This window comes from Aquabacterium sp. (assembly GCF_041909175.1).
Taxonomy (GTDB): domain Bacteria; phylum Pseudomonadota; class Gammaproteobacteria; order Burkholderiales; family Burkholderiaceae_C; genus Aquabacterium.
In genome coordinates, this window is sequence record NZ_JAYRDZ010000002.1 from 88,271 (window position 1) to 100,658 (window position 12,388).

Genomic DNA, 12,388 nt, shown 5'->3' on the forward strand with positions numbered 1-12,388 from the left:
TCGGCCATCAAAAAGGCACTGCGCTGTGCAGCGCCAGAGTGCCTCCGTGATCAGGGTGAAGTAGGGTCAAATCGGCAGCATGCAAGAGCAGGCGAGGCGCCGCATCACGGTCACGCTCGCAGGCGTAGAGCGTATCGCCCAGAATGGGATGGCCCAGCGCCATCATGTGAACACGCAACTGATGCGAGCGGCCCGTGACGGGCTCCAGTGACACACGGGTGCGCCCTTGTGCGACGTCACGTGCCAGCACGCGCCATCGCGTCAAGGCCCGCTTGCCGTGTTCGTGGTCCACCATCTGGCGCGGCCGGTTAGGCCAATCGGTGATGAGGGGCAGATCCACCTCACCCGCGTCGTCGACGATCAACCCGCTGACCAGCGCTTCATAGCGCTTGTGGACCTGCCTGCTTTCGAACAACTGGCTCAAGCGCCGCTGGGCATCCAGGCCTCGCCCCATGACCAGCAAGCCGGATGTGGGCAAATCCAGCCGGTGGACGATCAAGGCATCCGGATAAACCGCCTGCACGCGACTGGCCAGGCAGTCCTGCATCCGCTCGCCTCGGCCGGGCACACTGAGCAGGCCACTCGGCTTGTCGACCACCAGCATCCGCTCGTCTGCATAGAACAGCGCCAGCCCGGCGTCCGGTGGCGGGGTGTAATCAGCCAGCTGGTGCTCGACCGGCGGGAGCTCGCCCGTCATCAGGCAGCCTTGTCCTCGCCGGCCTGGTCACGCTGGGCATACCGGCGCGCCATGACCGTGCAGACGAACAGTTGCATCTGGTGATAGAACATGATGGGCAGCACCATCAGCCCCACTGCCGCGCTGGACCCGAACAGCAGCTTGGCCATGGGCATGCCCGACGCCAAGGTTTTCTTCGACCCACAAAAGACGGCCGCGATCTCGTCTTCCACATGGAAGCCCAGCCAGCGCGCCAGATGCCGGGTGACCCACAGCATGGGGAACAGGAACAGGGCCACCCCCATGATGGTCTCGACCAGCAGCAAGATGCCGTTGTCGCGCCACAGCCCACCAGCGACCGCATCACTGAACGAGGACCACACCAACAGCAGGATCACGCCGCGGTCGAAGATCTGCGTATAGCGCTTGTGGCGGGCAAACCAGGTGCCCCACCACCGCCGCAGCACATGCCCTACCACAAAGGGCAGCAGCAGCAAGCGGGCGATCTTCAGCATGGTGTCACCCAGGTGAATCGCATGGGTGCTGTCGTTGCCCATCATCAGGCTCACCAGCATCGGGGTCAGAAACACCCCCAGCAAGGTCGACAAGGTGGCATTGAGCACAGCAGCAGCCACGTTGCCGCGCGCCAGCGCCGTCATCGCGACCGAGGAGGACACCGTGGACGGCAGCACCGCCAGGTAGAAAAACCCCATCAGCAAGCCCTGCGGCATGAAAGGACCGGCCACCTTGGCAAACAGCCACCACCACAGCGGAAACAGCACATAGGTGCAGGTCTGGATCAGCAAATGCAATTTCCAGCGCGAGGCACCGTGTTTGAGGCTGTCGGTCGACAGGCCCATGCCATGCAGGAAAAACAGCGCAAACACGCCAGCATCGGTCACCTGATCCAGATGCAACCAACCACCCGAACGCCCCACATCGGGCACCGCGGAGGCGATCAGGACCGACGCCACCATCCCGATCAGGAACCAGTCACCGGCGCCCCGCTGCGATACCCGACTCGTTTCACGTCTGCTCACGACCCACACTCCCACGACCACCCTGGGTCCGACAAAACCCGAAAGCCTACCTGAAACCGGAAATGCACGACGGGAGGCCAACTCATTCGCCCATTAAAGTTTTCCATTACGCGCACGATAACCAGACAGCAAAGAAACCGACAACAGCTACCGAGGCCCCCATGCGTTTGAATCTGCCCGTCACCGGTCGGGAATTTGATTACCCCGACAGCGAGATGCTGGTGTCCATGACCGACAAGCAAGGGGTCATCACGCACTGCAACGCCGCATTTGTGAAAGTAAGCGGCTACACCTACGACGAGTTGATCGGCCAGCCGCACAATCTGATCCGGCACCCCGACATGCCCGCAGACGCTTTCAAGGACATGTGGTCGACGATCGGGCGCGGTCGCCCCTGGACGGCCATGGTCAAAAACCGCCGCAAGGATGGCGACCACTACTGGGTTCAGGCCCATGTGACGCCACTCAAGGATCACGGCAAGCTAGTCGGCTACATGTCGGTGCGGACCAAGCCGACGCGCGAGCAGATCAACAGCGCAGACGCGCTGTACAAGAAAATGGCCGACGAACTGGCCAAAGGCAAACAGACTTTCAAGATTCACGCCGGGCGCATCCGCTATTTCGGCTGGCGTGACCTCCTCGGCAAGACGGGGCGGCTCCACCTCACCAGCCGTTTCGGCATTGCTTCGGCCGTCCTGCTGCCGTTGCTGTTCCTGCCCGAATACATCGGTCTGTCCGAATCGGTCCAGCGCATCGCACAGGGTGCCATTGCTGTGACCCTATGGGCTCTGTTCGTCTACTGCATCCGGGTCATGGTCAGCCGTCCGTTGGAAGACGCTATCCAGACAGCCCACAGCATGGCCTCGGGCGACCTGACCTTTGCACAGGATTCCGATCGAACCGACCAGGTCGGTGTCCTGATCCGTGCGCTCAAGCAGGCCACGATGAACACGCGGGCCTTTGTGTATGACGTGCGCACCGAAGCTGACGGCATCCAGCAAGCGATCACCCACATCAGCTCCGGCAATGCCAATCTCGCCTCGCGCACTGAGTCGCAGGTCCAGAGCCTGGTGCAAACCACGCACGCGCTGAGTCTGCTGACAGGCAATGTCAAGCAGACCGCCGATACAGCCCAGCAAGTTGCCCAGGTCAGTGCGGAAACCACGCAGGCCGCGCAGCAAGGCGGTCAGGTCGTGCAACAGGTCATTCAGGCGATGCAGGGCATCCAGTCCTCGTCTCAACACATGTCCGACATCACCCAGCTGATCGAAAGCATCGCATTCCAGACCAATATCCTGGCGCTCAACGCAGCGGTGGAAGCGGCCCGTGCAGGCGAGCAAGGCCGCGGTTTTGCCGTGGTGGCAGGTGAAGTGCGCTCGCTGGCCCAACGCAGCTCGTCTGCGGCCAAGGAAATCCGTGAGCTCATCAGCAAGTCGGTTGATCAGGTCAGCTCCGGGACCAGGCAGGTGGAAGAGGCGGGCGCGACCATCAACCGCGTCGTGGATGCCGTCACCCACGTGACCGACCTGATCCAGGGCATCACGGCGGCCACGGCAGAACAATCGGGTGACATCGCACAGGTCAACACCTCCATCACGCAGATTGATGGCGTGACCCAGCAAAACGCTGCGCTGGTAGAAGAGGCATCAACCGCCACCAGTTCGCTGAAAAACCAGGCCGACACCCTGGTCCGCGCTGCCAGCGTGTTCCGGGTGAAGTGACACGGTCATCAAGGGCTCTCACCCCACGGGCAGACCATGACACATTGAAGTAGTAGCATGGAAGGCATCTGCTAGGAGATGTCCCCCATGGCTACCGCCTCAACACATGCATTCCCGAAGACGCTCAAGACCTTCAAGGACAGCACGGACAAGAAGCGCCAGTTCTTCTCCCTGCCCGAACTGAGCAAGCAATACCCCAACGTCAAGCGCCTGCCGGTATCGATCCGCATCGTGCTGGAATCGGTGCTGCGCCATTGCGATGGCAAGAAGATCACCGCGGCCCATGTGGGCCATCTGGCCAACTGGCAACCTGGGGCAGCGCGCGTCGATGAGATCCCCTTCGTGGTGTCACGTGTGGTGCTGCAGGACTTCACCGGCGTGCCGCTGCTCGCCGACCTTGCCGCCATGCGCAATGTGGCTGCCGACCTGGGCAAGCCAGCCAAAGCCATCGAACCGCTGGTGCCCGTCGATCTGGTTGTCGACCACTCGGTGATGATCGATCACTTCGGCGACAAGAAGGCCCTGGATCTCAACATGAAGCTGGAGTTCGAGCGCAACCGCGAGCGCTACGAATTCATGAAGTGGGGCATGCAGGCCTTCGATACCTTTGGCGTCGTGCCACCCGGCTTTGGCATCGTCCACCAGGTCAATCTGGAATACCTGGCACGTGGCATCCACGTCGGCAAGGATGGTGTGGCCTACCCGGATTCCCTCGTCGGCACAGACAGCCACACGACCATGATCAACGGCATTGGCGTGGTCGGCTGGGGTGTCGGCGGCATCGAGGCTGAGGCCGCCATGCTGGGGCAACCGGTCTACTTCCTGACCCCCGATGTGGTCGGCTTCGAACTGAAGGGGCAACTGCGCGAAGGCGTGACCGCCACCGACCTCGTGCTGACCATCACCGAGATCCTGCGCAAGGCCAAGGTGGTCGGCAAGTTCGTCGAGTTTTTTGGCGAAGGTCTGTCGACACTGACCCTGCCCGACCGAGCCACGATTGCCAACATGGCCCCGGAATACGGCGCCACGATGGGCTTCTTCCCCGTCGACGATCAGACGGTTGCCTACTTCAAGGGCACAGGCCGAACCAAGGCCGAAATTGCCGCGTTCGAGGGCTACTTCAAGGCTCAGGGCCTGTATGGCATCCCCAAGGCTGGCGACATCGACTACTCGAGCGTCATCACCCTGGACCTGGGCACCGTGGCACCATCCCTGGCGGGACCCAAGCGCCCGCAAGACCGCATCGAGATCGGTCAGGTGGCCCACACCTTCAGCAGCCTCTACACCAAGCCGGTGGCTGAGAACGGCTTCAACCAGCCCGCCGACAAGCTCGACCAGAGCTTCAAGACAGCCGACGGCATCGACTTGCACAACGGCGATGTGCTGATCGCAGCCATCACCTCCTGCACCAACACATCGAACCCCGGCGTGCTGCTGGCAGCTGGCTTGCTGGCCAAGAAGGCAGTGAAGGCGGGCTTGCGTGTGCCGGCACACGTGAAGACCTCACTGGCCCCTGGGTCGCGTGTCGTCACCGAATACCTTGAAAAGGCTGGCCTGCTGCCCTACCTGGAAAAGCTGGGCTTCAACGTGGCGGCGTACGGTTGCACCACGTGTATCGGCAATGCAGGCGACCTCACGCCGGACATCAATGCCGCCATCACGCAAAACGATCTGGTCTGTGCGGCTGTGCTGTCTGGGAACCGCAATTTCGAAGCCCGCATCCACCCCAATCTGAAGGCCAATTTCCTGGCTTCGCCGCCGCTGGTGGTGGCCTACGCCCTCGCCGGCAACGTGCGCCGCGATCTGATGACCGAGCCCGTGGGCAAGGGCAAGAACGGCCGCGATATCTACCTGGGCGACATCTGGCCGAGCACCAGGGAAGTCGGCAAGCTGCTGAAGTACGCCCTCAACGGCAAGGCCTATCGCAAGAACTACGAGAAGGTCACCGACAAGCCCGGCAAGCTGTGGGAAAAGATCAATGGCGTGAGTGGCGAGGTCTACAACTGGCCAGCCAGCACCTACATTGCCCGCCCGCCCTTCTTTGACGGTTTCTCGCTCAAGCCCGCGCCCAGTGAAGCGGCAGTACGCGGTGCCCGCATCATGGGTCTGTTTGGCGATTCCATCACCACGGACCACATCTCGCCAGCAGGCTCGTTCAAGGACACCACCCCGGCCGGTCAATACCTGCTGGCCCAGGGCGTGAAGAAGGATGAGTTCAACAGCTATGGCTCACGCCGCGGCAACCATGAGGTGATGATGCGCGGCACCTTTGCCAATGTGCGCATCAAGAATCTCATGTTGCCGGCCCGAGAAGACGGTTCGCGCGAGGAAGGTGGCTACACCCTGCTCCAGCTTGACGGTGAGAACAAGGGCCACAAGCTGCCCATCTACGACGCCGCCATGGCCTATCAGGCCGCGGGCGTGCCCACGGTGATCTTTGCAGGCGAAGAGTACGGTACGGGCTCCAGTCGTGACTGGGCGGCCAAGGGTACCCAGTTGCTGGGCATCAAGGCCGTGGTGGCCCGTAGTTTCGAGCGTATCCACCGATCCAACCTGGTTGGCATGGGGGTGCTGCCGCTGCAGTTCAAGGATCAGGACTCCTGGAGCACCCTCAAGCTGACGGGCTCGGAAGTGATCGACATCGAACTGGACCAGGACATCAAGCCACAGGGTGATGCCCGCATCGTGATCACACGCCCGGATGGTCGGCGTGATACGGTAGTGGTGAAGCTCCGCATCGATACGCCCATTGAGGTCGAGTACTACCAACAAGGTGGCATCCTGCCGTACGTGTTGCGGCAACTTCTGGCCGCCTGACCTGCTGACAGGCTGACCTGAACGAGGCACGCCATGCCAACCAGCATGGCGTGCTTCATTTTGGGGTCAGCAAGTGGCATCCAACTTGCGTTATTTCATTCATGAAGCAGTACCCCCCATCCCTGTTGAAGGGCTCGCAGGTCATGATGCTGGCCCTGGCCTGTGGCGTGATCGTGGCCAACCTCTATTACGCCCAGCCGCTGCTCGGCCTCATTCGGGCCGATATCGGCCTCTCGGCTGGCGCGGCAGGGCTGATCGTCACCCTCACCCAGATTGGCTATGGCGTGGGCCTGCTGCTCATCGTGCCGCTCGGCGATCTGGTAGAGAACAAACGCCTGGTTGTCACAGCCTTGCTGGCCAGTGCCGTCGCACTCGTCGGTCTCAGTTCGGTTCATGACGCCAGCAGCTTCCTGCTGGGTGCCTGGTTGCTCGGGCTGAGTTGCGTGTCAGCACAGGTGCTGGTGCCCTATGCGGCGCACTTGTCGCCTCCAGAAAAGCGCGGCGAAATGGTGGGACGTGTCATGAGCGGCTTGCTGCTGGGCATCATGCTCGCACGCCCCATTTCCAGCCTGATGGCCCATGCCTGGGGCTGGCGCCCCGTCTTCTGGATGTCGGCCACCTGCGTGGTGCTGCTGGCCGTGGCCGTGCACCTGACGCTGCCTCAACGCACGCCCCCATCCATGTCAGTGACCTACCCGCAACTGCTGCGCTCCATGTGGGGACTGCTGATGCAGACTCCCATCCTGCAACGGCGTGCCTTCTATCATGCGTTGCTGTTTGCTGCATTCAGCCTGTTCTGGAGCACCGCCCCACTGTGGCTGACCAGCCCCCGCTTTGGCCTCACACAGGAAGGTGTCGCCTGGTTTGCATTGGCTGGTGTCGCTGGCGCCATCGCCGCGCCCATTGCGGGACGTTGGGCCGATCGGGGGCTGACGCGCAAAGCCACCAACTGGGCCTTGCTGGTCAGTGCGCTGTCATTCGCCCTGCCCTGGCTCATCCCGTTTGACCGCACCTGGACCCTGGTGCTGCTGACCGCGGCCGCCATCCTGCTGGACATGGGGGTCTCGGCCAACCTGGTACTCAGCCAGCGCGCCATCTACTCGCTGGGAGACGAACAACGTGGCCGCCTCAACGGGCTGTTCATGACCCTGTTCTTCGTTGGCGGAGCCACCGGCTCCGGCCTGGGCGTATGGGCTTATGCGCAAGGCGGGTGGGCTGCCAGCACCGTGCTGGGGGCCGCGTTCCCTGTTGTGGCCTGGCTGGCTTTCCTCGCAGAAAAGCGCGCAGCCCAAGGCCCGGCTACGCAGCGCAGCTGATCACAAACCCGCTGCGGCGAGGACCTCGGCCTTCTTGTCGTCAAAGCCGACACTCAGAACCTGGCCGCCCTGCTCCACCACAGGGCGCTTGATCACGCTCGGGCTGGACAGCATCAAGGCCTTCGCACTGGCCGCATCGGTCACTCCGGCCTTGGTTGCGTCGTCCAGCTTGCGCCAGGTCGTGCCCTGGCGGTTCACCAGCACTTCCCAGCCCACGGCCTTGATCCAGGCATCCAGCCGGTCTGCCGGCACACCCTGCTTCTTGTAGTCATGGAAGGTATAGCCCACGCCGCGCTCTTCCAGCCAGGTTCGGGCTTTCTTGACGGTGTTGCAGTTGGGGATGCCGTAGACCAGGATGCTCATGTGTCGGAACTCCGCTGTGATTCGGAGTTGCACTGTGGCACAAGATAGTCCTGCCCCGCTCGCACAGGCAGGAAAGTTGACCATTCCTCATCGCTGAGCGGACGTGTGTGCGACACGAAATGGACATTCAGCATGGATTCCAGCGAATAGGAGTTACCCATGCCTTCGGCGATGTCGAACACCCACATCACATGCGGCATGTGCTCATACTGGCTGCGGCTCATGAACACCGGGCAGCCGCCGATCTGCCCCAGTCGGACATCCGACTCGCCCACCTTCAGCTCGCCCAGCGGATAGCACATGGGCTCGGCGCCTTCGCAGCACCCGCCTGACAAATGGAACATCAGCGGGCCATAACGCAGCAGCAGCCGCTCGATCACCTTGAGGGCTGCATCCGTAGCCACCACGCGCTCAGCGGTCACCATTTCCATGTCTGCTCTCCGGAAAAAACGGGGGGCCCAAAGCCCCCCAAAGACGCGCAACACAATCACTGGACACCCGGGGGATCTGCCCCGGATACCCCCGGTTCGGACGGCGGACCTTGTGGATCCACCAAACCGAACCGGCTCGACACAAACATGTGTAATCGGGCTCTGCGGCCCGTCGTTCAGTTCGAACTCAGAAGAAGCCCAGGGCGTTCGGGCTGTAGCTCACCAGCAGGTTCTTGGTCTGCTGGTAGTGGTCCAGCATCTGCTTGTGGGTTTCACGGCCGATACCCGATTCCTTGTAGCCACCGAATGCAGCGTGAGCCGGGTAGGCGTGGTAGCAGTTCGTCCACACGCGACCAGCCTGGATGCCGCGGCCGAAGCGGTAAGCACGGCTGCCATCGCGTGACCACACACCGGCGCCCAGACCATACGGCGTGTCGTTGGCAATGGCCAGAGCCTCTTCCTCGGTCTTGAAGGTGGTCACGGCGAGCACGGGGCCGAAGATTTCTTCGCGGAAGACGCGCATCTGGTTGTGGCCCTTGAACAGGGTCGGCTGGATGTAGTAGCCACCTTCCAGTTCGCCACCCAGCTTGGCTGCGTCGCCACCGATCAGCACCTTGGCGCCTTCTTCCTTGCCCACGGCCAGGTAGGACAGGATCTTGTCCATCTGCATGGCCGAAGCCTGGGCGCCCATCATGGTGTCGGTATCCAGCGGGTTACCCTGCTTGATGGCAGCCACACGCTTGAGCACGCGCTCGATGAACCGGTCGTAAATGGATTCCTGGATCAGGGCACGCGACGGGCAGGTGCAGACCTCACCCTGGTTGAATGCGAACAGCACCATGCCTTCGATGGCCTTGTCCAGGAAGGCATCGTCAGCAGCCATGACGTCTTCAAAGAAGATGTTGGGGCTCTTGCCACCCAGTTCCAGCGTGGCGGGGATCAGGTTGCCTGCAGCAGCCTGGGCGATCACGCGGCCCGTTGCAGTCGAGCCCGTGAAAGCGATCTTGGCAATGCGCTTGCTGGTGGCCAGCGGCATGCCGGCTTCACGGCCAAAACCATTCACCACGTTCAGCACGCCAGGCGGCAGCAGGTCGGCAATCAGCTCGACCAGCACCAGGATGCTGATGGGGGTCGACTCGGCCGGCTTCAGCACCACGCAGTTACCGGCGCCCAGGGCGGGAGCCAGCTTCCAGGCTGCCATCAGGATCGGGAAGTTCCAGGGAATGATCTGGCCGACCACGCCGAGCGGCTCATGGAAGTGGTAGGCGATGGTGTTGTGGTCGATTTCGGAAAGCGAGCCTTCCTGAGCACGCACACAACCAGCGAAATAACGGAAATGGTCGACAGCCAGAGGGATGTCGGCGTTCAGGGTTTCGCGGATCGGCTTGCCGTTATCGACCGTTTCGGCATAAGCCAGCTTTTCGAGGTTCTGCTCAAGACGATCGGCGATCTTCAGCAGGATGTTGGCGCGATCCGAAGGAGCCGTGGCCGCCCACTTGTCCTTCGCAGCATGTGCGGCGTCCAGCGCCAGCTCAATGTCGGCCTCGGTCGAGCGAGCGGCCTGCGTGTAGACCTTGCCGCTGATCGGGGTGATCACATCGAAGTACTCCCCGCCAACCGGGGCGACGAACTTGCCATTGATGAAATTGTCATAACGGCTCTTGTAAGCCAGGGGTGCGTCGGCGTTTCCAGGTGCTGCGTAGATCATGGGATGTCTCCTGTTGTCCAAGACCACAAGGGCGTGGCCGACATCCTTAGCGCACGGCGCGTGCCAGTCAGGGTTGCCACCAAGCCAGCTTGTTGTCGTGATCTGCCGCTGATCTGCCGCCAACATAGACGCCATGCGCCTTACAGCCGTTTTCCGCCATTCCCCCTACGTGTACCGGGCACTGTCACCCCTGTGACAGGCCAAATGCGCCAGTACGTCACACTGTCCCAAAATGACACAGGGAGACTACGGGTTCCCACAATCCCAACCCCCCGCATACTGGCAGCGAGCCCTCGAACAAACCCTGATCCCGCTGAGAAACTCATGCCCCTGCCCGCCTCGCCCCCTGCGACGGACCTGCGCCAGGTCCGGCAACGCCTGCTGGAGTCAGGTGACCTGCCCAACGGCGTGGTCGATGAACGACTGAGCCGCTCCTGGCTGCGCAGTCGCCATGCGGGACTGAGCCCGGTAGAACATGCCGGCGAGCCGCCGCTGTGCAGTGCCACCGAGTTGCGTCTGGCCATCCAGGGCCAGCACGACTTTCTCGCTCAGGCCAAGCCGGTCATGGAGTTCGTGTTCGACCAGATCAAAGACTCGGGCAATCTGGTTGTGCTGTCAGACGCCCGCGGCCTCCTCATCCACAGCATGGGTGACCCGGACTTTGTGCCCCGTGCCGACAGCGTTTCGCTGCGACCAGGCGCCCTGTGGCACGAAGCCGATCGCGGCACCAACGCCATCGGCACTGCCCTGGCTGAAGAACACCCCATCGTCATCCACGGCGAAGAACACTATCTGGACCGCAACAGCTTCCTGACCTGCGCTGCGGCACCGGTACGCGGCTCGGACGGCAAACTGCGCGGCGTACTCGACATCTCAGGTGACCAGCGCGGGCGCCACCCCCATACCTTTGCCCTGGTGCGCTCGGCTGCGCGCATGATCGAAGACCGGCTCTTCCATGCCCGACACCACCATGACCTCATCCTGCACCTGCACACCCTGCCAGAAGGGCTGGGGGGCGTCGGCGAAGGGCTGCTGGCCCTGTCGGACGATGGCTGGCTGATTGGCGCCAATTCGGTCGCACAGCACTGGCTGCGTATCGACGGGATCCGCGTCGGCAGTTGCACGCTGGAAGAGCTCGCCGGCATATCCTTGCGTGAATTGCCGCCGGGACAGGTGCTGCGCATCCCGTCACGCCATCACCGCCAACTGTTCGGTCGCCTGGACACCCCGCAAAAGCCAGCGGTCTCCATGCCAGCTACAGGGCTGACGAATCTGCTCACCCCCCATGCAGCTCAGGCTGAGTCGCCACCTGCCGCTCCAGCAGTCGACCCGCGCCTCATCGAAGCACTGAGGCGGGCCTTGCGGGTGCAGGCGCAAGGCATTGCCGTGCTGATTCAAGGTGAGTCGGGCACCGGCAAGGAAGTATTTGCCCGGCACCTGCATGAAGAAGGCGAGCGCAGCCACCAGCCCTTTGTAGCGCTCAACTGCGCCGCCCTGCCTGAAACCCTGATTGAAGCCGAACTGTTTGGTTATGTCGGGGGAGCCTTCACTGGCGCCCGCCGTGAAGGCTCCCCCGGGCGCATCCGCGAGGCCGATGGCGGCACCTTGTTCCTCGATGAAATCGGCGACATGCCTCTGGCGCTGCAAGCCCGCCTGCTGCGCGTACTGCAGGACCGCATGGTGCTGCCACTCGGGGGCAGCAAACCCGTGCCGGTGGACTTTGTGCTGGTGTGTGCGACGCACCGGCAATTGCGCGAAGCCGTCCGCCAGGGCAGCTTCCGTGAAGACCTCTACTACCGACTCAATGGCCTGACAGTCACCCTGCCAGCCTTGCGCGAGCGCCAGGACATTCCACGGCTGATCAGTGAGATCATCGAGCAGACCTGCGCCACCATGGGCCGCCCCCGTATAGGCCACATCCGCCCCGATCTGCTCGAAGCCCTTTGTCATCACCACTGGCCAGGCAATCTGCGCCAATTGCACAGCCTCTTGCGAACGGCCTGTGCACTGGCAGCCAACCGCGACACCACGCTCGACTGGCACCACCTGCCAGATGACATGTCCGATGAATTGCGGGAAGCGCTGCGCCCCACCGCAACCGTGCCGCTGTCAACGGTGTCCTCCACGGATACCGGCATCCAGATGGCCAATCTGCGCAAGCTGTCCGACCAGGCCATTCTGCAAGTGGTGTCAGCCACGGCAGGCAACATGTCCGAAGCGGCGCGTCGACTGGGCATCAGCCGCAACACACTTTACCGGCGACTCAAGCAAGCCGGCATCTGAGATTTGGCCTGCGGATTGGGTACGATTGCACCC

9 protein-coding genes are annotated in these 12,388 nt (G+C 62.5%); 4 read left to right on the forward strand and 5 right to left on the reverse strand.

Annotated features, from left to right (window positions below):
* Positions 1–7: 7 nt before the first annotated feature.
* Both ACE3PH_RS03030 and ACE3PH_RS03035 read right to left on the reverse strand, forming a co-directional pair.
* Positions 8–697 (reverse strand): pseudouridine synthase, encoded by a 690-nt coding sequence (locus tag ACE3PH_RS03030; protein ID WP_374316400.1) that lies wholly within the window; start codon positions 695–697, stop codon positions 8–10.
* The gene (locus ACE3PH_RS03035; RefSeq protein WP_374316402.1) at positions 697–1,716 is read right to left on the reverse strand and encodes a bile acid:sodium symporter family protein; all 1,020 of its coding nucleotides are present in this window, start codon (positions 1,714–1,716) and stop codon (positions 697–699) included. The genes ACE3PH_RS03030 and ACE3PH_RS03035 overlap by 1 nt, the downstream gene beginning before the upstream one ends.
* 161 nt (positions 1,717–1,877) lie before the next feature.
* Here ACE3PH_RS03035 and ACE3PH_RS03040 point away from each other — a divergent pair, with 161 nt between their 5' ends.
* From ACE3PH_RS03040 to ACE3PH_RS03050, 3 genes are all read left to right on the forward strand, one after another.
* Positions 1,878–3,437, forward strand: coding sequence for a methyl-accepting chemotaxis protein (locus tag ACE3PH_RS03040; protein ID WP_374316404.1), 1,560 nt, complete (start codon positions 1,878–1,880; stop codon positions 3,435–3,437).
* 87 nt (positions 3,438–3,524) lie between these two features.
* The gene (gene acnA, locus ACE3PH_RS03045) at positions 3,525–6,254 is read left to right on the forward strand and encodes an aconitate hydratase AcnA (protein ID WP_374316406.1); all 2,730 of its coding nucleotides are present in this window, start codon (positions 3,525–3,527) and stop codon (positions 6,252–6,254) included.
* A 101-nt stretch (positions 6,255–6,355) separates the two neighbouring features.
* The gene (locus ACE3PH_RS03050; protein ID WP_374316408.1) at positions 6,356–7,570 is read left to right on the forward strand and encodes an MFS transporter; all 1,215 of its coding nucleotides are present in this window, start codon (positions 6,356–6,358) and stop codon (positions 7,568–7,570) included.
* Here ACE3PH_RS03050 and ACE3PH_RS03055 read toward each other — a convergent pair whose 3' ends face one another.
* From ACE3PH_RS03055 to ACE3PH_RS03065, 3 genes are all read right to left on the reverse strand, one after another.
* A complete protein-coding gene (locus ACE3PH_RS03055; RefSeq protein WP_374316410.1) occupies positions 7,571–7,933 on the reverse strand; it encodes an ArsC family reductase in 363 nt (120 codons plus the stop codon). It lies immediately after the preceding gene.
* Entirely contained in the window at positions 7,930–8,364 is a 435-nt protein-coding gene (locus tag ACE3PH_RS03060) for a DUF779 domain-containing protein (protein WP_374316412.1), read from the reverse strand. Before ACE3PH_RS03060 ends, ACE3PH_RS03055 begins: the two co-directional genes overlap by 4 nt.
* Positions 8,365–8,551: 187 nt before the next feature.
* Positions 8,552–10,072: an aldehyde dehydrogenase family protein gene (locus ACE3PH_RS03065; protein ID WP_374316414.1), complete on the reverse strand. Its 1,521-nt coding sequence runs from the start codon at positions 10,070–10,072 to the stop codon at positions 8,552–8,554.
* Between the two features lie 324 nt (positions 10,073–10,396).
* Here ACE3PH_RS03065 and ACE3PH_RS03070 point away from each other — a divergent pair, with 324 nt between their 5' ends.
* Positions 10,397–12,355 (forward strand): sigma-54-dependent Fis family transcriptional regulator, encoded by a 1,959-nt coding sequence (locus ACE3PH_RS03070; protein ID WP_374316416.1) that lies wholly within the window; start codon positions 10,397–10,399, stop codon positions 12,353–12,355.
* The last annotated feature ends 33 nt before the right edge of the window (positions 12,356–12,388 follow it).